The 24,997-nt window shown below is 62.0% G+C and carries 19 protein-coding genes and 1 tRNA gene; 12 read left to right on the top strand and 8 right to left on the bottom strand.

Translation table 11 applies throughout. The features are described 5' to 3' along the window. The first annotated feature begins 14 nt into the window (after positions 1 to 14). Together mutL and K8B33_RS14170 are read left to right on the top strand one after the other, a co-directional pair. Positions 15 to 1,895: a DNA mismatch repair endonuclease MutL gene (gene mutL, locus K8B33_RS14175; protein ID WP_223427654.1), complete on the top strand. Its 1,881-nt coding sequence runs from the start codon at positions 15 to 17 to the stop codon at positions 1,893 to 1,895. 165 nt (positions 1,896 to 2,060) lie between these two features. Beyond that, a complete protein-coding gene (locus K8B33_RS14170; protein ID WP_223427653.1) occupies positions 2,061 to 2,834 on the top strand; it encodes a hypothetical protein in 774 nt (257 codons plus the stop codon). Between the two features lie 26 nt (positions 2,835 to 2,860). Here the strand turns inward: K8B33_RS14170 and K8B33_RS14165 are convergent, their stop codons facing one another. The 6 genes from K8B33_RS14165 to K8B33_RS14140 all read right to left on the bottom strand — a co-directional run bounded on the left by K8B33_RS14165 (position 2,861) and on the right by K8B33_RS14140 (position 10,414). After that, on the bottom strand, positions 2,861 to 3,988 hold the full coding sequence (locus K8B33_RS14165; protein WP_223427651.1) for a fatty acid desaturase family protein: 1,128 nt from the start codon (positions 3,986 to 3,988) through the stop codon (positions 2,861 to 2,863). Positions 3,989 to 4,135: 147 nt separating this feature from the next. After that, complete coding sequence (locus K8B33_RS14160; RefSeq protein WP_223427650.1) at positions 4,136 to 5,104, bottom strand: NAD(P)-dependent alcohol dehydrogenase; 969 nt, start codon at positions 5,102 to 5,104, stop codon at positions 4,136 to 4,138. Between the two features lie 228 nt (positions 5,105 to 5,332). Next, a complete protein-coding gene (locus tag K8B33_RS14155) occupies positions 5,333 to 7,129 on the bottom strand; it encodes a hypothetical protein (RefSeq protein WP_223427649.1) in 1,797 nt (598 codons plus the stop codon). A gap of 89 nt (positions 7,130 to 7,218) precedes the next feature. After that, the gene (gene traF, locus K8B33_RS14150; RefSeq protein WP_223427648.1) at positions 7,219 to 8,529 is read right to left on the bottom strand and encodes a conjugal transfer protein TraF; all 1,311 of its coding nucleotides are present in this window, start codon (positions 8,527 to 8,529) and stop codon (positions 7,219 to 7,221) included. Positions 8,530 to 8,666: 137 nt separating this feature from the next. Further along, positions 8,667 to 9,194: a phosphatase PAP2 family protein gene (locus tag K8B33_RS14145; RefSeq protein WP_223427647.1), complete on the bottom strand. Its 528-nt coding sequence runs from the start codon at positions 9,192 to 9,194 to the stop codon at positions 8,667 to 8,669. Beyond that, a complete protein-coding gene (locus tag K8B33_RS14140) occupies positions 9,185 to 10,414 on the bottom strand; it encodes a glycosyltransferase family 4 protein (protein WP_223427643.1) in 1,230 nt (409 codons plus the stop codon). Before K8B33_RS14140 ends, K8B33_RS14145 begins: the two co-directional genes overlap by 10 nt. 171 nt (positions 10,415 to 10,585) lie before the next feature. On the opposite strand from K8B33_RS14140, the gene miaA reads away from it, so the two are divergent. The 9 genes from miaA (at position 10,586) to K8B33_RS14095 (ending at position 21,555) form a co-directional block, all read left to right on the top strand. After that, positions 10,586 to 11,611, top strand: a complete 1,026-nt coding sequence (miaA, locus tag K8B33_RS14135) for a tRNA (adenosine(37)-N6)-dimethylallyltransferase MiaA (protein ID WP_223427642.1) — start codon at positions 10,586 to 10,588, stop codon at positions 11,609 to 11,611. A 311-nt stretch (positions 11,612 to 11,922) separates the two neighbouring features. After that, positions 11,923 to 12,201, top strand: coding sequence for an RNA chaperone Hfq (gene hfq / locus K8B33_RS14130; RefSeq protein ID WP_223427640.1), 279 nt, complete (start codon positions 11,923 to 11,925; stop codon positions 12,199 to 12,201). 142 nt (positions 12,202 to 12,343) lie between these two features. Beyond that, positions 12,344 to 13,720 carry a ribosome rescue GTPase HflX gene (gene hflX / locus K8B33_RS14125; protein ID WP_223427634.1) on the top strand — a complete coding sequence of 459 codons (1,377 nt, stop codon included), beginning with the start codon at positions 12,344 to 12,346 and terminating at the stop codon, positions 13,718 to 13,720. Positions 13,721 to 13,789: 69 nt separating this feature from the next. Beyond that, positions 13,790 to 15,019, top strand: coding sequence for an FtsH protease activity modulator HflK (gene hflK / locus K8B33_RS14120; protein ID WP_223427626.1), 1,230 nt, complete (start codon positions 13,790 to 13,792; stop codon positions 15,017 to 15,019). Further along, entirely contained in the window at positions 15,019 to 16,074 is a 1,056-nt protein-coding gene (hflC, locus tag K8B33_RS14115) for a protease modulator HflC (RefSeq protein WP_223427624.1), read from the top strand. Before hflK ends, hflC begins: the two co-directional genes overlap by 1 nt. Positions 16,075 to 16,214: 140 nt before the next feature. Continuing rightward, a complete protein-coding gene (locus tag K8B33_RS14110) occupies positions 16,215 to 17,387 on the top strand; it encodes an ATP phosphoribosyltransferase regulatory subunit (RefSeq protein ID WP_223427621.1) in 1,173 nt (390 codons plus the stop codon). 24 nt (positions 17,388 to 17,411) lie between these two features. After that, complete coding sequence (locus K8B33_RS14105) at positions 17,412 to 18,704, top strand: adenylosuccinate synthase (protein WP_223427619.1); 1,293 nt, start codon at positions 17,412 to 17,414, stop codon at positions 18,702 to 18,704. A 217-nt stretch (positions 18,705 to 18,921) separates the two neighbouring features. Next, a complete protein-coding gene (locus tag K8B33_RS14100) occupies positions 18,922 to 19,080 on the top strand; it encodes a YqaE/Pmp3 family membrane protein (RefSeq protein WP_111655656.1) in 159 nt (52 codons plus the stop codon). Between the two features lie 27 nt (positions 19,081 to 19,107). Beyond that, positions 19,108 to 21,555 (top strand): EAL domain-containing response regulator, encoded by a 2,448-nt coding sequence (locus K8B33_RS14095; protein ID WP_223427617.1) that lies wholly within the window; start codon positions 19,108 to 19,110, stop codon positions 21,553 to 21,555. Between the two features lie 32 nt (positions 21,556 to 21,587). Here the strand turns inward: K8B33_RS14095 and K8B33_RS14090 are convergent, their stop codons facing one another. After that, complete coding sequence (locus K8B33_RS14090; protein WP_223427615.1) at positions 21,588 to 21,890, bottom strand: hypothetical protein; 303 nt, start codon at positions 21,888 to 21,890, stop codon at positions 21,588 to 21,590. Between the two features lie 223 nt (positions 21,891 to 22,113). After that, a tRNA-Leu gene (locus K8B33_RS14085) sits at positions 22,114 to 22,200 on the bottom strand. Between the two features lie 215 nt (positions 22,201 to 22,415). On the opposite strand from K8B33_RS14085, the gene rnr reads away from it, so the two are divergent. After that, on the top strand, positions 22,416 to 24,977 hold the full coding sequence (rnr, locus tag K8B33_RS14080; protein ID WP_223427614.1) for a ribonuclease R: 2,562 nt from the start codon (positions 22,416 to 22,418) through the stop codon (positions 24,975 to 24,977). The last annotated feature ends 20 nt before the right edge of the window (positions 24,978 to 24,997 follow it).

The raw sequence follows: 24,997 nt of genomic DNA, 5'->3' as shown, positions 1-24,997 counted from the left end.
AACAAGGTTGCTGCATGGCACGTATTACATTGCTTGATCCCCGACTGGCCAACCAGATTGCTGCCGGTGAAGTGGTCGAGCGCCCCGCCTCGGTGGTCAAGGAACTGCTGGAAAATGCCCTCGACGCCGGTGCCGGGCAGATCGTGGTGGATGTGGAGCAGGGCGGTGTGCGCCTGATACGCGTGCGTGACGACGGCGGCGGTATCGAACGGGATGACCTGGCCCTGGCATTGTCCCGCCACGCCACCAGCAAGATTCGCGCAGTGGAAGACCTGGAGGCCATCGGCAGCCTTGGCTTTCGCGGCGAAGCGCTGGCGGCCATCAGTTCGGTGTCGCGGCTGACCATGACCAGTTTTTCCGGCAACAGCGATGGCGACGCCACTGGCTGGCAAGTGCAGGTGGCGGGCCGTGATATGGCGCCGGAACTCAGCCCTGCCGCCCACCCGCGCGGCACCACAGTGGAAATGCGCGACCTGTTCTTCAATACCCCGGCCCGGCGTCGTTTTCTGCGCACCGAAAAAACCGAATACAACCACCTGGAAGAAGTGTTTCGGCGCATCGCCCTGAGTGAATTCGACACCGGTTTCCGCCTGTCCCACAACCAGAAAGCCATCCACCAGCTGCCCCCGGCCAAAGATGCTGCCGCTCGCGCCCAGCGCGTGGCGCGCCTGTGTGGTGCCGGCTTTATGGAGCAGTCTGTTGCCGTGGACATGGAAGCCGCCGGCTTGCGCCTGCATGGCTGGCTCGGGTTGCCGACATTTTCCCGCTCCCAGGCCGACCTGCAGTATTTCTACGTTAACGGCCGTGTGATTCGCGACAAAGTGGTCAACCATGCCGTGCGCCAGGCCTACCGTGATGTGCTTTACCACGGTCGCCATCCTGCTTATGTGTTGTTCCTGGAGCTGGACCCGGCCCTGGTGGACGTCAACGTCCACCCCACAAAACATGAAGTGCGCTTCCGTGAACAACGCATGGTGCATGACTTCCTGTTTCGTTCTTTGCATCGAGCGATTGCCGAGCTGCGCCCTGGCGAAGGGCCCGTGCCAGAAGCGCGTGCTGTGACATCAGCGGGTGCAGGTTTTACGGGGGATACCACTACCCCGCCAGAGCAGGGCAACATGATGCTGGCGCCACCACGCGCCCAACCGTCTCGCGAAGACGGGCATGTGCAGGCACGTACCTATTTCGGCCCTCAGCAATCATCTGCGCCGACCAGCGGTTTTGCCGGTGCCGGCTATGAACAACCCGGCGCACTGCCGGCCAACGGCGTAGGCGATCCGCGTGCCATGCCCGCTGAACGCAGCGACGGCACACCGCCCCTCGGCTTTGCCCTGGCCCACCTGCATGGCATCTATATCCTGGCCCAGAACGCCGACGGCCTGGTGCTGGTGGACACCCACGCCGCCCACGAACGCATCACCTACGAAGGCATGAAACAGGCCTGGGCCGACGCCCGCGTCCGCTCACAGCCGTTGCTGGTGCCGGTCTCCATGGCGGTCTCCGAGCGCGAGGCTGACTTCGCCGAAAACCAGCCCGAGGTGTTCGAACGCCTGGGCTTCACCCTCCAGCGCGGTGGCCCGGAAACCCTTGTTGTGCGCGATATTCCTGCGCTGCTACGTGGTGCGGATGTCGAAGCCCTGGTGCGCGACGTCCTGTCTGACCTGATCATGGACGGCAGCAGCGAACGCATTGCCCAGCGCATCGACGAACTGCTCTCCACCATGGCCTGCCACGGCAGCGTGCGCGCCAACCGCCGCCTGACCATCGACGAAATGAACGCCCTCCTGCGCGACATGGAAGCCACAGAACGCAGCGGCCAATGCAACCACGGCCGCCCGACCTGGATGCAGCTCAGCATGAAAGAACTCGACCGCCTTTTCCTGCGCGGACGCTAGTCCGCCCGCCCGCCTTAGGGTGAGCTGAGCACAGCGAATCGGACTGGGGCACCGGCGCACTTGCCGCTCTGGACTCGACCTCGCAAGTGCCGGTGAATTGCCATCCCCGGCAGCATCCTGAGTGCCATGTAAGGATTCAGAGCCCCATTCGGAGAGGACCAGGGTATGGGATCAAGACACTTCAAACTCGCATTCCATGCCTTATGGATTTCGGTGGCCCTGGTCCCTGACGCTGTGGCGCTCAGTTGTGCTGGACCGGTCCCTCATATATCGACGGTGGCCGAGATTGACGAGCGGGGCGTTCCGACGTTCACCGATCAGGAATATTTCGGCATTGATCACTGGCGCGATGATGGAGGCCAGGGGCTGAATCGTTCGCCGGACAGGGTCATCGTGCTGGACAGGTACAGGGATGTAGTAAAGGATTACATGACGTCAGAGAGAAGCCTGATCCGGAGCGTCCAGATTGATCCGCCGACATTGCGACATTCCCGCTTTTTCCAGAACTATGCAGATCGTGCTTATGACGTGCCTGATCTGGTGCCGGGAGATATTCTTGTCATCGGTACCGGGAATCCTTGTATGCCGCTTCCGCGCGTTGTGTTCGACGGCCATGGAAACCTGCGATACGTCATTACTGCAGAGCAATACAGTGATTACGAGATTGACGGTGTGCGCCTGCATGTCGATGTTGCGTATCCCGTTTCATGCGGAGGAGACGCCTGTAAGTCGCGCGTTTCCTTCCAAGTAGATCAAGAGAGGTTTTCCCTCAAGGCGGGGGAATCTTACAGGCCGAAAAATAGAAGCATAGCGTCCGTGTCGGTCCTGGATGCCAGTATTTCGCTCTATTATTATACTCAAGATCCCCAGCATTTTGATTGGTTGCTGGGGCACTTCGTGAATATGCTCGTGAGGTTTTCGCCAGAGGATCCCCGCTGAGCCTCTTTGTGGTGCAATAGTGGTGCTCATGAAGGCACATATTGTTTCTTCGGCGGCAACGCATAACGGAAGATCTTTCGCCACACACTGAATAGCTGCGCGCCAAGCGGCCGTGCGTTGTAGCGGATGCCGTAGCGTTCGCACAGGGCGCGGATTTCCGGTGCGATCTCCTGATAACGACGGCTCGGCATGGATGGAAACAGGTGGTGTTCGATCTGGCAGCTCAGGTGGCCGCTCATCAGATGCATCCACGGGCCGCATTCAATATTGGCGGAGCCCAGAATCTGGCGGATGTACCAGCCCGACTTGTCTTCATCTTCGATATCCGCTTCCTCGAAATCCTCGACGTCATCCGCGAAATGTCCGCAGAAGATCACGGCATAGGCCCACAGGTTGCGGATCAGGTTGGCGCCCATGTTTGCCAGGAAGACCTGCAGGAACCAGGGACCCGCCAGTAGCGGGAAAAGCAGATAGTCCTTGCCCAGCGACCTGGCAATCTTGTTTCTCAGGGCGCGCAGCTTGGGGCGGACTGACGCCTTGCTGCGCCGGCCGGCCCGCCAGTCAGCGAGTTCATCGTCATGGATGGCAACGCCCCAGTTGAAGAACAGCGCCATCATCATGTTGGTCACGGGCTGAAACAGGTGCGAGCGCTTCCAGGGCTGCCGCGCGCTGACCCGCAACGCTTCATATCCGAAATCACGGTCGCGACCGATGACGTTGGTCCATTTGTGATGGATCATGTTGTGGGAGCGCTGCCACTGACGCGCGGGGCAGACACCGCCCCATTCCCAGGTGCTGGAATGAATCTTCGGATCGCCGAGCCAGTTCCACTGGCCGTGCAGCACGTTGTGGCCAATCTCCATGTTATCGAGAATCTTGGCCAGGCCGAGAATGATGGCGCCGAGGACGAAACATGCCGGATGGAGAATGCCGGCAAAGATGATGAGGCGCCCGCCAATTTCCGCTGTGCGATGCGCGGCCAGCAGCCGGCGGAAGTAGCGCTCGTCTTGCTCTCCCAGATCGCTCATGACCCGGTTGCCGATACGTTTGACCTCTGCGCCGAAGGCCTGGATGTCTGTCTCTGAAAGGTGACGTGCCCCGGCGACGCGGCTTAACCCGCTGTTGCGCCTCTGATTGGTCGCTGTCGTGTCCACCGCTGGCTCCCTGATTGCTGCTGGCTGGACCGGAGATTACCGGGGCGCCGAAGGGAGAGTGAATCAGGCATCGGCGCCATTCCATTGTCAAAACAGGACGGGTGAGATGCCGGTGGCGCGCGGGGCAAAGCGACAGGGGGGCGGTGTTTATGCGGTCGCCTCGTCGGCTACCTGAATCACAATCTTCCCCTGCGCCCGTCCGGTCTGGCTTCGACGGTACGCCTCGCCCAACTCGGCCAGGGGGTAAAGGCTGTCAATCACCGGGGTGACGCGGCCAGCCTCGATCCACTGCGCCAATGTCTGCAAATCCCGTGTCCAGGATTCCACGATGACCAGTTTTGCTTGCACGCGTCGGCGCAAGACTTTGCGGCGGGCGACATTCAGGTAGGCATGAGCGTAGCCACCGGTGCTGACGAATATGCCGTTCTCTTTCAGCAGTGATTCGCAGGTGTCGGGGCTTTCGTGGGAGGTGGCATCAAACACCACGTCAAAGTCGTCGTCCCGTTGCAGATAGTCTTCTGCGGTGTAGTCGATAACAGCGTCAGCGCCCAGCTTGCGGACCAGATCGGCATTGCGGCCGCTGCACACCCCGGTCACTTCCGCTTCCAGCGCCTTGCCGATCTGCACCGCGAAAGTGCCAACGCCGCCGGAGGCGCCAATAATCAGCAAGCGGGTGCCTGCGCCGACGTGGGCCTTGCGAAACGCCTGCAGGGCGGTCAGCGCTGCCAGTGGCACAGCGGCGGCTTGCTCGTGACTGAGGTTGGCCGGTTTGTGCGCCACGCGGCGCTGGTCGATGATGGCGAATTCGCCACAGGCGTTGGTGCGCAGGCGCATGTCCATGCCATACACCGTGTCGCCGATCTCGAACCCGATGACACCAGCGCCTTTGCCAACCACAACCCCGCTGAGGTCATCGCCAAACAGATTGGTGCGCAACAGACCGCCGAGCGGTGGTATCAGGGCAGCGATATTGCGATTGAGCTTCCAGTCCTTGGGATTGACGGACGAGGCATGCACTGCCACCAGCAGATCGTTACGCCCCGGGCGGGGGCGTGGCGCATCGCCGACCACCAGTGGTGCCTGACGTCCTATGCCTGATGTGACAATGGCTTTCATATGGCGCTCCGTTCTGACTGTTTTGCTTTTTTTAACCGCATCAAATCATCATGACGGCTCTTCGCGAGGCAGACAACGACCTTGCGATAGTCAGCAGGCAGACACGAGAAGACAGATCAGGAGAACCAGCGTGGCCCTTCAGTCGAAGCGCCCGGGTGTAGCTGAAGAGTGCCGGGGCTGCTGTTGCAGCAGACCCCGGTGGATTCCAGTGAGGCGTTAGCCGAGCAGTTAGTCTAGAAAGACGGCGCAGGTGGCATTGGCCGTATGCTGATCGTTGCCCAGCGTCGCCCAGCGGTAGTCAATATCCGAAAGCAGTGTCATATCCCAGGCTTCCAGGCGATCGGTCAGGTCAAAGCCGATGCTGTTCAGATCGTTGGCCGCCACCTGTTCCCAGTCGAGTTGCATGACGCGGTTGTAAACGGTGCCCGGGATCACGTTCAGGCTCAATAACAGCGCGTTGTCGTTCAGGCGGCTCCATTCACCGGAAACGTATTGAGGCGTACCGAACAGCTGATCGTTCTGTGGTGTGCCCGTTTGGGTATAGCGCACGCAGGCCTGAAGCAGGCCGCCGTCGATCAGGTTGTCGCCGGGCGCCGGGGTCAGAAGCAGTTGAGCTTGCCCGTCATTGCCCGTGACGGGGTCAGTATATTGAATGTCGATGACATTACTGGTCAGTGAGGCAATGGCTGAGTCGAAGAAATCCTTGTCGAGAAGGAAATCTTCCAGCGAGGCGTTTTGCATATCCCGGGCGGTGTCCCGCAGGAAGGCCATCAGGCTGGCCAGGTTGATACGGCGGTCGCTGCTGTCTGCTTCCTGGGACAGGCCGATCAGGCTCTCCAGCAGCAGATCAAAATCGTTGGTGCTGAAGCTGTCATTCAGGTCCGCGTCTTCGTTCAGTGCTTTCATCAGCTGCTGCGCGGCCGAGGACAGCTGGTTGTGGGTCTGCGGGTCGAGATCGGGCATCAGTGCATCCCGGATGAACAGGGTCGCCTGCAGCAATTGAGCACGGGTGGCCGCTGAATCGTAGCCGGAGAATGCCATCAGTCCCAGATCAACTGCGGCAGCAAGGTACGCTTCAGCCCAGTCCGGAATATTGCCGTCCTGCGGGGTGTCTTCCGCCCCAATGGTCTTGACCAGCAGTACTGCAAATTCCTCGATGGACAACGGTGCATTGGGCATAAAGGTGCCATCCGGTTGCTCCGGCAAGGCGCCGGCCTTGATGGCGGCGAGATACCCAGCAGCCCATTGAGGCCCGCTGATATTGTCGACGTGGTCGGATTGTGGCGGTTCTGACGGCAAACTGAACAGGCGCGACAAGAGCTGCGCCACACCGGCTCGCGTCATGTCTTCATTCAGAGAGGTGTCCTCGTCCACGCCCTGAAAGATGCCCGCGGCGACAAGAGCGTCGAACTTTGCCTGGGCGTCCAGTGAGCTGGTGCGTCCGACAGGGGCATGCGCAAGAGGCGCCGGGGCCTGTTCAAGGTCGTGCTGGTGGTGTTGATAGAAGGCATCGATGATGCCGTAGAGAAGATCCAGGCTGTCGTCACTGTCGGCCGCGGCTGAGACCATCGCCAGGGCGCCGTTCAGGTCCAGCGTGCGGCCGCGCAGGGCATCCACCTGCACGTGGTAGCGATAGACCTTCTCGTTCTGCTCGCCGGTCACCCTGTCGACGCCACCCAGATAAAACACGGTGACTTCATCGGGCAGGTTGTCCAGCGAGGGCAGTCGCAGGCAGTGCCGGCGATGCAAGGGATTGTCGCTGCGGCAGTAATTGATGCGGGTGATCGGGTTGTAGCCGAAGAATCCCTGGCCATCGGTATAGCCGACAGGCTCCCCCTCGTCGTGGCTGGCGGAATCGTTCATGTCGACAAAGATTTTTGCGCCTGCCAGGCCGCCGTTAATGGTGACCCGGCCTTCGGTGCCCGCAGCACCCTGGCGCGAACCGTCCTGGTTGCTGGTGCCGCCACAGGCCATCAATGTGACAGTGGCGAGCGAGATCAGTGGCCATTTAATTGTGGTAATCATGTTGCCCCCATGTGCAGTGCGTTAACGCCGTTAGCGTGCTTGTGCGTGCTCGGCATTTTTTGTTTGTGTTTCCCGTTCTGATTCGGACATCAGAAACGGGATTGCCAACCCAGGCTCAGCGCCGCGGTGCGCGGTAACGAGCTGCCATCAATCCTCACGTTCTCCAGGCCGACCAGTGCATCAAGCGTCAGGCGGTTGAACCAGGTCATGCCCGCGCTGATGCTGGAGAGTTTGCTGCCGCGCTGATTGGCGTGATAACCGGCGCGCAGGCCTGGCAGCCAGACGTTGGGCAGCTGGTAGGCGGTCACCAGGGAGAACATCTGCTCGCGGTCTCCGGTCGGCGTGTTGGCATCGGTCAGGTCATAGCTGAAACCGACCAAACCACGACCATTGCTGAAGTCGTAGCTGCCGTCCACGGTGGCCTGGCTGGCCAGCACCCATTTTTCATTGGCGGCAATGCGGCCTTCCTGTACGAAGTAATCAGCGGTCAGACAGTTTGTCTGCTCGCGGGAGCCGGGAGTCAGCGAGGCGCAGCCGACGCCGACCGAGCCGTAGCGGAAGGAAGGTTCGTTGATGTTTTGCAGGGTCAGACCTGCGCGCCAGTTATCGCGCTGATATACCGCGCCGAGGTCAATGCCGATATTGGTGCTGGTGCGCTCGTTGACGTCGTACTGGTCAGAGATGATATCGCCGATATCATCATCGTCATCTGTGGCCGCGGTTTTCAGGTTGACCACCTGTTTGCTGAGTGCGCCATTGATCAGTCTGACACGCGCGCCGCCGATTACGACATGGCCATCCTGTTGCCAAAGCTCTCTGGCCCAGCCCGCACTGAGTTGGGTGAGTGTGGCGGATTTCAGATACATCGACGTGCGGGTGCGCAGTTCCTGATTGATGGCGTCGTAGGTGACGGCGTCATCAAGGATGCTGGCGCGGACTTCGATATCCGCCTCCACGGACAGCGTGAAAGTGCCGAGGTCATTGCGGAAGGCGACGGGGGTCAGCGGGGCTTGCAGTCCGATATTGGTGCGCAGGTAACCGTCCTGTCCGAGCAACTCGACGAGGTCATTGGTTTCGTTGGCCAGGGCGATGCCTTCGGCAACAGAAAGATTGTCGCGCTCCAGGTTATCGAGCACTTCGTCGGCGCGGTCGAGGAAGTTGTCTACCTGACCCATTTCGTAGCCGAGACTGAACGCACCCGCGCGACCCATGCGCAGGGTGCTGTCGTCACGCAGTACGTAAATACCGTGGGCCGGATTATTGGACAGGCTATGCAGGTTGATGCCGTGGCTGGTGTAGCCGTAGGTGACATTGGGCCCCTTGCCCACTGTGCCGGGCAGAGCAAGTGCAGAGGTAGACGCCGCTGCCACGCAGACGGCCACGATGAATCGTGTGGACATTGTTTATACCCCCCCAAGGGCAGTGCTTATGTTTTTTATTATTTGCAGTATGGTGGTGCGGTGAATGGCTAACAAGCGAATTCAGCAAGCTGATGCGGTTGTGTCCCCTGATCAGGGGACAGCGGTGAACGTGGGGATCAGAACAGATACAGCGATGTGCCAGCGAGTGCGATACCGATGCCCATCGCGGCCAGTACATCGCTGGGGTAGTGCAGCCCCAGGAATACCCGCGAGAGCGCCACGCTGATCGCAAAGGGCACGAGCAGGATCGCCAGCATCGGGTAATACGCCAGTGCGACCAGGGTAAACACGGTGGCATGCAGTGTGTGCCCGGAAGGAAAGCTGAACTCATCCAGTGGCGCAACCCAGGCGCGGATGCGACCGTCGTTGGCGAAGGGCCTCGGGCGCCGTGTCCAGCGTTTCAGTGTCTTGTACATCACCAGTGCCACCAGCCCCGTGCCCATCATGTGTGCGGCGGCGGTCAGGCCGTAGAGACCGTCTACTGCGATCATGGCGGCCATCAGGGTATACCAGAAGACGCCGTCGCCGAGCCGGCTGACCACGGAAAAGTAGCTGCGTAACACATGGCGTTCGCACCAGCGGTTGGCGCGCAGGCACCAGCCGGTATCGCGCAGCAATATCAGTTCGCGGGACATCAGTTGCATGGTGATACCTCCTCTCGAGCAGTGCGTCGGGCGCCGAGGCCGTTCAGCAGAGCATCAAAGTTGGCAGCAACCTGATCCGGGTGCAGTCGCTGCATGGCTGCGCTGGCTGCGCGGCCCTGGTGTTGCCGTTGCTGCGGTTGCCGCGCCAGTGCCACGGCCGCCTCAACAAAGGCCTCATCGGTGTCTACCGCTGCGCCGTGCAGGCCGTTGCGCAGATGTTCCCGGGCGGCGCCGTAGTGAAAGGCGACGGTGGCCACGCCGCTGGCCATGGCTTCCAGCGTCACGTTGCCGAAGGTTTCGCTGCGGCTGGGGAACAGGAACAGGTCGCCGCTGGCAAAGTGCGTGGCCAATGCCTGATGCAGTTGCAGGCCGCAGAAGATGAAGTCGGGGTTGGCCTCCGCCAGCGCGGCGCGCTGGGGGCCCTCGCCGACCCAGATGAAACGGGCGCGAGGTTGGTGGGTCTGGATTGCGCGGAAGGCGCGGACGGCCAAGCCAAGATTTTTCTCGGCGGCGATGCGGCCAACGTAGATCACCGCGAGATCATCGTCTGCCAGGCCCCACCGCTGTCGCAGCTGCGCATCCCGGTGCGTCGGGCTGAAGCGCTGCGGGTCGACCGCGCGGGGCAGGTGCACCGCTTGCCGGAAGCCGCGCGCGCTCAGGAAAGTGGCCAGTTCCCCGGTGGGCACCAGTGTGGCGTTGGCGCGATTGTGGAACCAGCGCATCCAGGCAAAGGCGATGCCTTGCAGAAAGCCCAGACCGTAGTCCCGGGTGTATTCGTCGAAGCGGGTGTGCAGGCCTGTGGCCACCGGGATGCCCAGTTGCCGGGCCGTATTCACGGCGGACCAGCCGAGCGGACCTTCGGTGGCAACATATATGGCGTCGGGCGGTTGTTCGCGCCACAGTCGGCGCAGCTTGCCGCCAGCCGGCAGGCCGAACTGCAGGCCGGGGTAGCGGGGCAGTTTCATGCCCGGGACGGTGATGTCCGTGGCTGTGTTCTGGCCGGTAGCCGGATCGTTGCCGGGCTGTCCGTCTGCTGCCTGGCGCGGCCGGATCACGGTAACGCGGTGGCCGCGGGCGCGCAGGCCGTTGGCCAGATTGCGCACGGTCAGGGCGACGCCATTGATCTCCGGGGGGTAGGTCTCGGTGACGATGGCGTAGTGCCTGTCTGTGTGGGCGTTTGCCCTGTCTTCTGTCCGGGTGATTCTGCCCGGTTCACTCATCAGTTTTTTCATACGGGCAAGGTTGCGCCGCCGCAGTGACGCGTATGTGTCTTATTTATGACAGTTTTCTTAAATGCGCAGGCCGCGCTGATACCTGCACGGATGGACAAATGCCGGGGTTGCCTTACCATGGCCCTGCAACCCTTACCCTGATCTGCCACCCGGATAGCCATGCCTGCCGCCGATACCGTCTCCGCCACCCATACCGCGCCACCCGTGGTATTCCTGATGGGCCCCACCTGCTCCGGCAAGACGGCGCTGGCGGTGGAGTTGGTGCGCCGTTTGCCCAGGCTGGAGATCATCAGTGTGGATTCGGCCCTGATCTACGCCGGGCTGGAGATCGGTGCAGCGCGACCGGCGCCGGAGGAGTTGGCGGTGGCCCCGCACCGGTTGCTGGGTGTGCGCGATCCGGCGCAGCCTTATTCTGCGGCGGACTTCCGCGCTGATGCGTTGGCGCATATTCGCGAGATCCACGCGCGGGGTGGGGTGCCGCTGCTGGTGGGGGGCACCATGCTGTATTTCCGGGCGCTGCTGGGTGGGCTGGCGGCCCTGCCGGAGGCCGATCCGGCATTGCGCGCCCGCCTCGATGACGAGGCCAGGGCGCTCGGCTGGCCGGCGCTGCATGCCCGGCTGGCGGCGGTCGATCCGGAGACGGCGGCCCGGCTGAAACCGAATGACCAGCAGCGGCTGCAGCGCGCCCTCGAGGTCTATATGCTGACGGGCGTGCCGCTTTCCGAGCACCATGCCCGGCAAAAGCGAGATGAGCAGCTCGCCGGATTGTCGGACCAGCCGTCCAGCGGCAGCGCGGCTTTCCCCTATAATGTGGCCCAGTTTGCGCTGATCCCCGAGGATCGTGCACGCCTGCATGCCCGCATAGCCGAGCGCTTTCAGGTGATGCTGGATGCTGGCCTGGTCGCTGAAGTGGCGGCCCTGCGCGCTCGCGGCGACCTGCATCCGGGGCTTCCGGCGGTGCGCTCGGTGGGCTACCGGCAGGTGTGGGAGCATCTGGACGGGCAGTATGATGGCGAGGAAATGCAACGCCGGGCGCTGGCCGCGACCCGCCAACTGGCCAAGCGCCAGATGACCTGGTTGCGGGGTTGGCCGGGGTTGACGGTGCTGGAGCCTGATGCGCCGGGTTTGCCCGGGCAAGTCCTTGAAAGGCTGGACGAATCAGTGTTTAGTAGCGATGCAGAGTAACGCATAGAGTAATGGACGAACGGTAATGACAGGACAGGGCGGGGGAACCTTCTCACCGTACCGATGACGAAAAGGGCGACACTGGCTGGTTTGGCCGGTGTCCACAACTGCTACAAAGTGGCGTTTGGCTGTCTTGAAAAGGCTGTCTTGAAAAGACAAGGCTTGGCCGCATACATCACTTTGTGACGGAGCCGGGTGCGCTGCCCGGCAATTTGCGCTGATTGCCCCAGGATATTTGCTTCGGCGGTTTGCCGACAATCGATCTTGTAGGGCGTTACTTTTTACTTGCTTGTACTTCAAGGAGAATCACCATGTCGAAAGGGCACTCGCTACAAGACCCTTTTCTCAACGCCCTGAGGAAGGAACGTATCCCCGTTTCTATCTTTCTGGTTAACGGCATCAAGCTGCAGGGACAGATCGAATCTTTCGACCAGTACGTGGTGCTGCTGAAAAACGCAGTCAGTCAGATGGTCTACAAGCACGCGATTTCCACCGTGGTTCCGGCGCGCAATCCGCGTGCAGCCGGTCCCGTTGGCGGTAATCCGGCAATGGGTCAGCCGAACGACGATGGCTACCCCGGCAACGCCTGAACCTGGCATTGTCAGAAATCTGAGCACCACCTGGCTGTCTGGAGCGTTACGGGCGCAATTGCGCGCGTGGCGCTCTGGCTGTCTCCCTCCTGTTCCGTCGACCGGTTGATGGCCCGCTTACCTTCTCGCAAACCGGTATGCTATGGAATTCTTTGAACGTCCCGAACACACATCCCCCGACAACGACCAGTTGCCGGAACGCGCCGTACTGGTGCATATCGACCTGCCTGACGGTGCCGGCCACGAAGATCTGGAAGAATTTCACCACTTGGTGGTTTCCAGTGGCGTAGCGCCGGTGGCGGAGATCACCGGGCGGCGGGATCGTCCGGAGCCGGCGACCTATGCAGGGTCCGGCAAGGTCGAGGAAATCGCCGCGGTGGTCAGTGAGCACGAAGCCGATGTGGTGCTGTTCAACCATATCCTCAGCCCCGGCCAGGAGCGCAACCTGGAGCGCGCGCTCAAGTGCCGGGTGCTGGATCGCACTGGCCTGATTCTGGATATCTTTGCCCAGCGTGCCCGCACCCATGAGGGTCGGTTACAGGTGGAGCTGGCGCAATTGCGTCATTTGTCCACGCGACTGGTGCGTGGCTGGACCCACCTGGAGCGGCAGAAAGGCGGCATTGGCCTGCGCGGGCCCGGTGAGACCCAGCTGGAAACGGACCGCCGTCTGGTGCGCGAGCGTATTCGCAGCATCGAAGGGCGGCTGACCAAGGTGCGCAGCCAGCGTGCCCAGGGGCGGCGGGCGCGTGAGCGCTCCGAGATTCCGCTGATTTCACTGGTGGGCTATACCAACGCGGGCAAGTCGACCCTTTTCAATGTGCTCACGCAGGCCGAGGTATATGTAGCGGATAAGTTGTTCGCTACGCTGGACCCGACCCTGCGCCGAGTGCGGGTGCCGGGGGTCGGGCCAGCCATTCTGGCGGACACCGTGGGCTTCATCCGGCACCTGCCGCACCGGCTGGTCGATGCGTTTCGTGCTACGCTGGAAGAGACGCTGGGGGCGAGTCTGTTGCTGCATGTCACGGATTGCGCCGCAGAGGACCGCGACCGCAATGTGATGGCGGTGAACGAGGTGCTGGAGGAAATCAGCGCTGACGAGTTGCCAGTGCTGCACGTGTATAACAAGGTCGACCTGGCCGGTGAGGCGCCGCGCATCGAGCGGGACGAGCAGGGCAAGCCCTGGCGCGTCTGGTTGTCGGCGCATACCGGCGAGGGGCTGGAACTGCTGTATGATGCCATGGCGGAGCGCCTGGCGACGGGCTGGGTGGATCGCTGGATTCGCCTGCCGGCGGATTCCGGGCGCATGCGGGCGCGATTGCACGAGGCGGGTGAAGTACTGGACGAGCAGTTGGATGAGTCCGGGAATCTGTTACTGCGGGTGCGGGTCAACCGCATCCATTTTGAACGACTGTTGCGCGGTGAAGGGTTGCTGGAGGCTGATGTCACGCCTGCGGCGGTTGCAGGGGATGAAACCCCTTCCTACAATCCTTCCCGCTCACGCTCGCCGGATGGCCGGTAGGGTTCGCGCGAAACGCGGACCTGCTGGCGTGTCAGGCGGGGTAGCTGAGCAAGACTGACGGAGAATTCGATGGCCTGGAACGAACCTGGCGGACAAAAGCCGCGGGACCCCTGGGGTGGCGGCGGTAAAGGTGGCGGCAACAACGGTGGCAATAATGGCGGCAACAACGACCAGGGGCCACCGGACCTGGATGAGGTGATTCGCAACCTCAAGGACAAGCTCGGCGGCGCCTTTGGCGGCGGCGGTGGCAACAAGCGCAGCGGCGGTGGCAGTGCCCCTTCCGGCAGCATTGTGGCCATCGTGATTGCCGTGCTGATCTTTGTATACGGCTTCTGGGCCTTCTTCCAGGTGGACTCTGCCGAGCAGGGTGTGGTGCTGCGCTTCGGCAAATTGCACCGTATCGTCGATCCGGGTCTGAACTGGCATCTGCCGCCGTTCGAGGAATATCACAAGATCAACGTGACCCAGGTCAACAGCCACCGCATCAGCGAAGAGATGCTCAGTGGTGACACCAACATCGTCAGCGTGACGCTGGATGTGCAGTATCGGGTTCTGGACCCGGCGGCGTACCTGTTGAAGGTGGCCAATTCCGAGAGCGTGTTGCGTAACGCCACAGAGAGCGCGCTGCGTCATGTGGTCGGCAGCAAGACGATCAACGCCGTACTGAGCTCTGAGCGGGAAAGCCTGCGTTCCGAGGTGCAGACGCGCCTGCAGGATTATCTGGATACTTATTCTACCGGTCTGCTGGTATCCGCCGTGGTGCTCGACAGCACCCAGGCGCCGGCGGCGGTGCGGGATGCCTTCCAGGATGTGACCCGGGCCCGTGAGGATGAAGACCGCTTCCAGAAAGAGGCCGAATCCTACGCCAATGCCATTATCCCGGAAGCGCGTGGCCGCGCTCAGCGGTTGCGTGAAGAAGCGGAAGCCTATCGGGCAGAAGTGGAAGCGCGCGCCACGGGTGAAGCGGATCGTTTCATGGCGCTGTTGACCGAGTACAACAACGCGCCGGAGGTAACCCGCGAGCGTCTGTATATCGAAACCATGCAGGAAGTGATCGGCAACAGCAGCAAGGTGCTGGTGGATGTGCAGGGCGGCGACAGCCTGATTTACCTGCCGCTTGATCAGATCATGAAGCAACACCAGGAGCGGAGTGGTTCCTCTTCTGATGGCGCCGAGCGCACGTCTGTGCCCACGCGCGACGGCAGTAGTGCCGGTAGCAGTGGTAGCAGCGGTACGTCCTCGGGTGCGCGGAGTTCGCAGCAGCAAAGTCTGTATGGTCGTAGCCGGGAGGTGCGCTGATGTCCCCAAGAAGCCTTATGGGTCTGGTCGCCGGTCTGTTCCTGGTGATCGTGGCGCTGGACTCGTATTTCATTGTTAACGAAACCGAACGTGCGGTACTCAAGCGCTTTCAGGAAATTGTGCGTACGGATATCCAGCCTGGCATTCACGGCAAGATGCCGTTCATTGACCAGGTGTTGAAAGTGGATGGGCGCGCCACAGCGTATGAGCTGCCCGCGCAGTCCTATCTGACTTCCGAGCGCAAGCTCATGGATGTCAGTTCCTTCGTGATCTGGCGTGTGGAAGACGTGCAGAAGTACGTCACAGTGATCGGCGGCGGCGGGGTCAATACCTCCGAGCGGATGCGCGAGATCGCCCAGCAGCGTCTGAATGCCCGGGTGGCGGAGCGGCTGCGTAACGCCGTGGCACAGCGCACCGTGCAACAGGTTGTGGCGGGGCGTCGGGAGGTCATCGTCGATCCTGACAGTGCCATGCCGGATGAGAATGGCGAGCTGACCGCACGTGACCTGGGAATTGGCGACGGCTCCCGTTCCGACGATGAGCCGCTGGAAACCATCACCGCCGAAGAAGCGGCCCGTATGGACCCGCAGCACGACGCGCGTGAGCAGCTGATGGTCAGCGTGCTGGCGGATGTTCGCGGCGATGCGCTGGAAGACTTCGGTATCGACGTGGTCGATATTCGCGTCAAGCAGGTGGACTGGCCGAGCGAAGTGCGTGAGCGGGTGTTCGACCGGATGCGCGCCGAGCGGGCCCGTGATGCTGCGCGGCACCGTTCGGAAGGTCGCGAGGCAGCGGAGATCATCCGTGCCGGCGCGGAGCGTCAGCGCACCGTTTTGCTGGCCAACGCATTCCGTGATGCCGAGCAGATGCGCGGTGAAGGGGATGCTACCGCCGCGCGTATCTACGCCAATGCCTATAACCGCGAGCGCGAGTTCTACAAGTTCTACCGCAGCCTGCAGGCCTACCGGGAAACCTTCCGGGGCGCAGGCGACGTGATGGTGCTGGAGCCTGATGGTGACTTCTTCCGTTACCTGAAGAGCTCGACCGGCAACTGATCACGGCCCCGGCCTGATGCGCTCTGATACCGATGGATAAGAGTGCCTGGGCCGGAGCAAAGTGCTACCATGCGCAACGCCGGGCGATAACCGCCCGGCGTTTTGCTGTCTGACGTATGACCTCTGACGTATGACCTATGATGAATCGTGAAGAACAGTGGCTGCTGCCTGAGGGGGTCGAAGAGATCCTGCCAGAGGGGGCGGCCGTCATAGAAGGCCTGCGCCGGCGCCTGCTGGATCTCTACGATCGCTGGGGCTATCAGCTGGTGTTTCCGCCATTGATCGAGTTCCTGGAGTCGCTGCTGAATGGCGCTGGCCGGGACCTGGAGCGGGAAACCTTCAAGCTGACGGACCAGCTCAGCGGGCGGCTGATGGGGGTGCGTGCAGATATCACGCCGCAGGTCGCTCGCATCGACGCCCACAGTTTGCGCCGCAATGCCCCCAGCCGTCTGTGTTACTGCAGCACGGCGTTGCGCACCCGGGCGGCCCTGCCCGGCGGCTCCCGGATTCCCTATCAGGTGGGTGTGGAGCTGTTCGGCCACGATGGCGTCGACAGTGATGCGGAAGTCATCGGTCTGATGCTGACCACGCTGGCGGAATCCGGTGTTGCGGACGTCACACTGGACCTGGGTAACGTGGCGATCTATCGCGAGCTGGTGCGCGCTGCGGGCCTCAATGAGGCCGATGAAGCGAGCCTGTCGGATATTTACCTGCGCAAGGCACGCACAGAACTGGATGCGTTCATTGCCAGTCGTGACATGCCGGCGCCGGTGGCATCGGCCCTGGCGGCGTTGCCCTGGTTGGCGGGTGAGGGCGCCTTGGCGCGTGCCGCCGCCCTGCTGGCGGATACCGGCGCTGCGGTGCTGGCGGAGCTGGCCAAGCTGGCGGCCCTGGCGGAGCGTGTCGCGGACGCCTTTCCGGCGGTGCAGTTGCACCCGGACCTGGGCGAGCTGCGGGGCTATCACTACCACACGGGCTGCATCTTCGCGGCCTATCGCCATGGTTTCAGCGAGCCGCTGGCCAAGGGCGGGCGTTATGATCACATTGGTGAAGTGTTCGGCCGTGCGCGGCCGGCCACGGGCTTCAGTGCCGATCTGAAATTGCTGGCGGCCTGTCAGGTGCCGGTGACGTTTCGTGGCATTCTTGCGCCGGCGGGGGCCTCCGGGCCGCTGGCGGCAGAAATAACCCGTCTGCGCGCTTCGGGCGAGCGGGTGGTGCAGGCGCTGCCGGGGGCGGATAATGACCCGGCAGAGCTAGGTTGTGACCGTCAACTGGTGGCCGATGGCCCGCAGTGGCGTATCGTTTCCCTTTAATTTTCGCGGATCAGTTGAGTACTAATGGGCAAGAACGTCGTTATTCTCGGCACCCAGTGGGGTGATGAAGGCAAGGGCAAGATCGTCGATCTGCTCACCGATCAGGTGGCCTGTGTGGTCCGTTTCCAGGGTGGCCATAACGCGGGCCATACGCTGGTTATTGATGGTGAGAAGACGGTGCTGCACCTGATTCCCTCCGGTATTCTGCGCGATGGCGTGCAGTGCCTGATCGGCAATGGCGTTGTGCTGTCGCCGGAGGCCTTGCAGCGCGAGATCCGGGGCCTGGAGGAGAAGGGGGTGCCGGTCCGTGAGCGGCTGCGGCTGAGCGCGTCCTGCCCATTGATCCTGCCAGTGCATGTGGCACTGGACCAGGCGCGCGAGCGAGCGCGTGGCGAAGCCAAGATCGGTACGACTGGTCGCGGTATCGGGCCAGCGTATGAAGACAAGGTTGCCCGCCGTGGCGTGCGCCTGGGTGATCTCTACCAGCGCGAGCGTTTTGCCGCCAAGCTGGGCGAGTTGCTGGACTATCATAATTTTGTATTGCGCAATTATTACAACGCCGAGCCCGTGGATTTCCAGCAGACGCTGGATGACATGATGGCTTACGCTGAAGATCTGCGCGACATGGTGACCGATGTGACCGAGGTGCTGCACACCAAACGTCGCGCTGGCGAGAGCATCATGTTTGAAGGTGCGCAGGGCACGCTGCTGGATATCGATCACGGCACCTACCCGTACGTGACCTCTTCCAATACCACCGCAGGTGGCACCGCCACCGGGTCCGGTTTCGGGCCGCTGTATCTGGATTATGTGCTGGGTATCACCAAAGCCTACACCACGCGTGTGGGCTCCGGGCCGTTCCCCACCGAGTTGTTTTGTGAAGTCGGCGAACGCCTGGCAGAGCGCGGTCATGAGTTTGGTTCCACCACGGGCCGTGCGCGCCGGTGTGGCTGGTTCGATGCGGTGGCGCTCAAGCGCGCCATCGAGATCAGCTCTGTCAGCGGCCTGTGCCTGACCAAGCTGGATGTGCTGGATGGCCTGGACGAGATCAATATCTGTATCGGTTACCGCGATGCGGACGGTAACAGTCTGTCCGCAGCCTGGGATGCAGACTCCTATGCCTTGATGGAGCCGATCTACGAAACGCTGCCCGGGTGGCAGGAATCCACGCTGGGCGTGAAAACGCTCGACGGCCTTCCGGAAAATGCGCGTGCTTACATTCGGCGTATCGAGGAAGTGACAGGCGCGCCCATTGATATCATTTCCACCGGGCCGGATCGCAATGAAACCATCGTGTTGCGCCATCCGTTCGCCTGAGTCGGACTGTCGGGTCTGACCGCACACAGGCACGACCCCGAACAACAATGATGTGATGGCACATTACCATCACATCATTGTTCTCCCCGCCCCGTACCCACTCCTCAGCTTTGCAAAAAATTACGCTCCTTCATTGCCGTTCTGTCGCAGCTTCGTCCATGATGGGGAAAGCTGCGCCTGCACAGGGCGCTCCCGGAATCATCAGGGAGATCAGGACATGGATATCATCCGTATTATCTTTGCCGTTTTGCTACCGCCGCTGGGTGTGTTTCTCCAAGTGGGTATCGGTGGCGCATTCTGGCTCAATATTCTGTTGACCCTGCTGGGGTATTTCCCCGGCGTCATACATGCCGTCTATATTATCGGCAAGAAGTAACGGTCCGGGGCTGGGGGTAGAGAGCGCATGACAGACGACGCCTATGCACAAAAAATGAGGGAGTTGCGTCTGCAATACCTCAAGGCCTTGCCGGCGCACGCCAAAGTGCTCAATGAGCATTGGCGCAGGCTTCGGCATGTCAGCTGGGAGGCGCCGTCTGTGCAGGCCATGTACCAGACCGCACACAAGCTTGCCGGTAGCGGCACCACATTCGGTTATCAGGGTATTACGGTGGCCGCCCGTGAGCTGGAAAACCTGCTCAGCCCCTTGCTGGAAACCGGCGAGGTCGCATCCGCGGCGCGCCGTGAAGCGATCGATGCGGCCATGCAGGGGCTCGTTCGGGCACTGGATGCGGCTCTGAAGGGCAAACGTGCAGCAGAAACAGCCGCCACCGCTGACGTGCCCGCGCCGGCTGTCGCCGACAGCGGGCTCAATGCGCGTATTGCTCTGGTAGAAGACGACGAAGTGCTGGCGGGTCAGCTGCGGTTGTGGCTCGAACAGTGGGGCTGTGAGGCCATCTGGTTCAGCACGCCGGAGGACTTTGAGCAGGCGCTCAGTCGCAGCAGTTTTGACCTGTTATTGCTGGACGTCAGTTTCCCTGATGCGCCCATGGGCGGCGTGGACTGGTTGACGACGGTGCGCGAACGGCGTGGGCTGGTCGTGCCGGTGGTCATGCTCTCCGCGCGTACGGATGTGATGTCACGGCTGCGAGCGTTGCGTGCTGGCGCGGCCAGTTATCTGCCCAAGCCGGTCGCGCAGTCTGATCTGAAGGCCCGGCTCGAGTCGCTGCTCACACACCGTGATGCCAATCGCGAGCGCGTGCTGGTGGTGGATGACGATGTGCAGCTCAGTGACTGGCTGCGCACGGCCATGGAAGCCGCCGGTTTCAGCGTGAAGGTGTTGAATCAGCCGCTGGGCATTCTGGATGCGATGGAACGGGTCAGGCCGGATATTCTGGTGCTGGATTATCAGATGCCGGGCATCAATGGCGTGGAAGTGGCACGCCTGCTGCGTCAGGATTCCCGGTATCTGGATATTCCGATTATTTTTGTCTCGGGTGATGCCAGCGCCTTTGATCATCAGGAAGAGTTCAGCATTGTCGGCAATGCCTTCCTGACCAAGCCGCTGGATGAGAAGGTGCTGGTCCAGAAACTGCGACTGCACCTCGATAAAGCGCGACAGGTGTCGCGGCGCATGCAGATGGCCAGCGTTCGGCAGAGCCCGGAAGGGCTACAGAACCGCGCGTTTTTCCTGGGCGAATTGAATAATGCGCTGGCCGCGCGTCGACTGCGCGGTGATTCGGCCGGGGAGTTGCTGCTGCATCTGATGGTCAGCAACAGCGATTACCTGCGTCAGCGCCACGGCGTTGTCGCGGCGGCGGCGTTGCAGGATCGGATCGAGCGGCAGCTGGCGGCGCACCCGGCCATTGCCGGTCAGGGCTGCCTGTGGGGTGAATTTGTATTCCTGCTGCGGGTGAGCATGCCGGATAACGAGCTTGCCGAGGAGTTCGTCGAGAAGCTGCGCCAGCAGTTGGCGGAAACGGATTTTGTGTCAGGCGAAGGCCAGAATGCCGTTTTCAGTCTGGGTGCGGTGCTGCTGGACGGCAGCCAGGGCAATGTTGAACAGGCGCTGCTCGCCACGGAAAAAGCCTGTGCCGAGGCACTGAAAAACAAGGCGGGCACCACGGTGCTTGCCAGCAGTGTCAAGAGCAAGGCGCGCCAGCCTGCTGATCAGGCGGTACGCAAGGCAATCAGCGCCCGGGGTTACAAGTTGTTCTTTCAGCCGATCGTCAACCTGGAAAGCAATGAACCCTTGTTCGAGGTGTCGGTGCGGCTCGAGGATGACGCGGGCAACATCTACCCACCGGATCAGTTCCTCAACTTCGTGGAGCATTATGCCGACGGGGGGTTGTCCGGCCTGGACCGTTGGGTGATTGAACATACGATCAACGAAATGACGACCTTGCGCGGCAAGGAGGCGGAATCCTGGGCCGTCGTGATCAGGTTGTCGCCCGTGAGCGAGACACTGGACAAGATACTGCCTTTCATTGCCAATGCACTGCAGAACTCACGCCTGAAAGGCGCGCGGCGCGTGTACTTTTCCCTGCCAGAGCGGTTTGTGCTGCGACAGCCGGCGCGGGTGGCGGAATTCTTCGGGCATCTGCACACGATGCACTGTGGCGTGATCATCGATGAGGTGGCTGCCGAGGGAGACAGCGGCCTGCTGACCGAGGTGGTGCGGCCGGACATGATCAAACTGGATGCCAGCTGGAACCAGCGCATTCGCCAGCGCGCCGAAGCGGAGCCTGCCCTGAAACGACTGATCGAGTATGTCGGTGGGGCAGAGAACGTAGTGGCGGCCAGTATCGAGGATGCCCAGATATTTGCGGCCTTCTGGGATTTCGGCATTCGCCACTTTCAGGGGTTTTTCATTCAGGAGCCGGGCGATGCGCTGGCCCTTGAGACCCAGATCTGACGACAGACCTGCCGGGCTGACCGGCAGCCCTGTTACTTCTTTCGCTTGATGGTCAGTACCAGCACGATAACCAGGCCGATGACCGCTGCCGGGTATATCAGCAGCACCTTGCGGCGTTTCTCTGCGCGCTCCCGCTCGGCGTCATTCACCGGCGTCAGCTCGGTCGGCTGGAAAACCGAGGCCTGCGCCTGGGAGGCGGTCGCTGGCGCCATCTGCAGTGCCAGCATCAGCAATGCCGCCGCGACCAGACTGCCGAGAAAGCTGTTGAGTTTGCGGCGCGCGGACTGCGCTGGTCGAGCGCAGGCGTGCGGCAGGGTGTCAGGGGTTGTATGCATGAGATGTCGGGGCCTGTTGCCAGTTATCGATGCAGTGTGCCATACCTGCCGTCACGGTGCAGTCAGCAGCGGGAGGCAGAGGGGCGGGCACTGAAAAAGGGCCGGGCACAAAAAAACCGCGAGAGCCGGGCTGCACGCGGTTTTCGGGGGCGCAGGCCGGGAGTCCGACCGAGAAACAATACCGAGAAACAAGAAAGGCTCCCTCTGGGGAGCCTTTCATAATTGGTGCCGAGGAGAGGACTTGAACCTCCACGCCCTTGCGAGCACTAGCACCTGAAGCTAGCGTGTCTACCAATTTCACCACCTCGGCAGTCCGGGGTGTTTACCCGGAAAGCGGGCGTATTCTAGTACAACTTGATGCCATGTCAAACTTTTCCGGCACAATTCGGTCGAAAGGTCAGCGAGAAAGCCAACGAAAGTTGCGCCGGGCCGCCGCAGGCCCCACTATTCAACAAAGCTGATGCGCCGATCTGGCTGCATCCATTGCGCCCCGGAGGGGGTGCTACCTGAGGAAACCCTTTTTATATGAGCAAGAAAGAAAGAAGTTACCGTGATCCGCAAGCGGAACGGGAAGCTTCGCGTTACGACAACCCGGTGGCGAGCCGGGAGCTGATTCTCCACGTGTTAAACGACCAGGGCCGACCCCTGACCCGCGACCAGCTCGAAGACCTGCTGCACATCCCCGACGATGAAGATGACCGCGAGGCCCTGCGCCGCCGCCTGAAGGCGATGTTGCGCGATGGCCAGCTGGTACAGAACCGCCGTGGGCAGTATGGCATCGCCGATCGCATGGACCTGATTCCCGGCCGCGTTCAGGGCCACCGCGACGGCTTCGGCTTCGTGGTGACTGACACGGCGGGCGAGGACGATCTGTTCCTGTCGCCCCGGCAGATGCAGTCCGTGATGGACGGTGACCGCGTGCTGGTCAGCGTGGAAGGCCGCAATCGCTTCGGCAAGGTCGAGGCGCGGGTGGTGGAAGTCATTGAGCGCGCCAATACCGATATCGTGGGCCGCTTTGTTCAGGGCGCCGCCGGCCCGGCCCTGGAGCCCGCCAACCGCCGTATTACCGGGGATGTCCTGATCTCTGACATGGCGGGTTTGCGTGTCGAAGTGGGCGACCATGTGCGCGCCGAGATCCTGCACTACCCCTCACAGCAGAACCCGCATCTTCAGGTGCGGTTGCTGGAGGTGATTGCTTCGCCGGACGAGCCGGGTATGGAAGTGGATGTCGCCCTGCGCAGCCACGATATTCCCTTTGACTGGCCGCCAGAGGTGGAAGCCGAAGCCCGTGCCATCTCGGACACGGTCACCGAACAGGCCAAGGAAGGTCGCGTTGACCTGCGCGGCTTGCCTCTGATCACCATTGATGACGAGACGGCGCGGGATTTTGACGACGCCGTCTATATCGAGAAGCGCGGCTGGCTGCGCGGTTGGCGCCTGATTGTGGCCATCGCTGATGTGTCCCACTACGTGTTCCCCGGCGCGCCGCTGGACAAGGAAGCGACACGGCGGGGCACCTCCGTGTACTTCCCCAACCGCGTTGTGCCGATGCTGCCGGAGAAGCTCTCCAACGGCCTGTGCTCGCTGAACCCTGACGTAGATCGCTTGTGCCTGTTCTGCGAGATGCAGATCTCGGCCAACGGCCGCATTACCGGTTTCAGCTTCGGCGAGGGTGTGATGCGCTCCGCCCGGCGCATGACCTATAACCAGGTAGGCGCTTTCATCGAGCAGCCGGATGGGGATGTGGCCCGGCAGTTGAAGACGGACCTGCCGAAGCCGGTGCAGACCATGCTGCAGGAGTACCACGGCCTCTACAAAGCGCTGCGCGCGCGCCGTGAAGATCGCGGCGCCATCGATTTCGAGACCGTGGAAACGCGGATTCTCTACGACGAACAGAAGAAGATCCGGGCCATCGAGCCGACCGTGCGCAACGTAGCGCACATGATGATCGAGGAGGCCATGCTGGCGGCCAATATCTGCGCCGCGCGGCTGCTGGAAAAAGCCGGCGTGCCGGCGCTGTTCCGCAATCATGAGCCGCCGAAGAACGAGAAGCTGGAAGCGCTGCGGGAGTTCCTGGGTCCGCTGGGTGTGAAGCTGGCCTGGACCGAGAAGGACGGCAGCGCCAAGCCGGTAGTGTTCCAGAAGCTGGGGCAGTCCATCGCCAAGCGCCCGGATCGCATTCTGATTCAGACGGTGATGCTGCGCTCGCTCACCCAGGCCCGCTATGCCGCTGAGAACAAGGGGCACTTCGGGCTGGCCTACAAGGCCTATACCCATTTCACCTCGCCAATCCGGCGTTATCCGGATCTGCTGGTGCACCGTGCCATTCGTTATCTGATCCGCGAAGGCAGCGAGCCGAAGCATACCCAGAACCCGGGCAAGCTGCCGAAGCTCGAGAAGACACAGATTCTGCCCTACGACCAGAATGCCATGGTGACCCTGGGCGAGCATTGCTCCATGGCCGAGCGCCGTGCGGATGATGCGGCCCGGGATGTGGTGCAGTGGCTCAAATGCCAGTTCATGGAGCAGCACATCGGCGACGAGTTCGAAGGTGTGATCAGTGGTGTGACCGGCTTCGGGTTGTTCGTGCAGATCAACGATCTGTATGTGGATGGCCTGGTGCACGTGGCCAACCTGGACAGTGATTACTATCACTACGATGCCAAGCGACACATGTTGATCGGTGAGTCATCCGGCCGGCAGTTCCAGCTGGGTGACAGCATCCGTGTGCAGGTGGCGGCGGTGCATGTCGAGGACCGCAAGGTGGACCTGCAGCTGGCCAAGAACTGGCAGCCCGCTGGCAAGAACAGCCGTAACCGCAGTCGCGGCGGCCCGACCCGTCAGGCACTGGCCGAAGGCCGTGTCGGCAACAAGGATGGCAACAAGGGCGGCGGCAAAGGGAGCGGCGGCCAGGGTGCTGGCAAGAGCGGCAGCAGAGGAGGCCGTGGCGCCCGGGGTGGCAAATCTCCGGCGGCGGGCAAATCACCGGCCGCGTCAGGCAGCAAGCCAGCGGGCAAAAGCGCTGACAAGCCGGCAGGCACTGCCCGCCCGAAAAAAGCCGCGACCCGCACCCGCAGAAAGCGCTGAGCGGCAGGCGCAGGACCGAC

Origin of the sequence: Alcanivorax limicola (assembly GCF_019931215.1) — a bacterium.
In the GTDB taxonomy this organism is placed as follows: domain Bacteria; phylum Pseudomonadota; class Gammaproteobacteria; order Pseudomonadales; family Alcanivoracaceae; genus Isoalcanivorax; species Isoalcanivorax limicola.
This window is presented reverse-complemented; position numbering and strand designations above follow the sequence as displayed.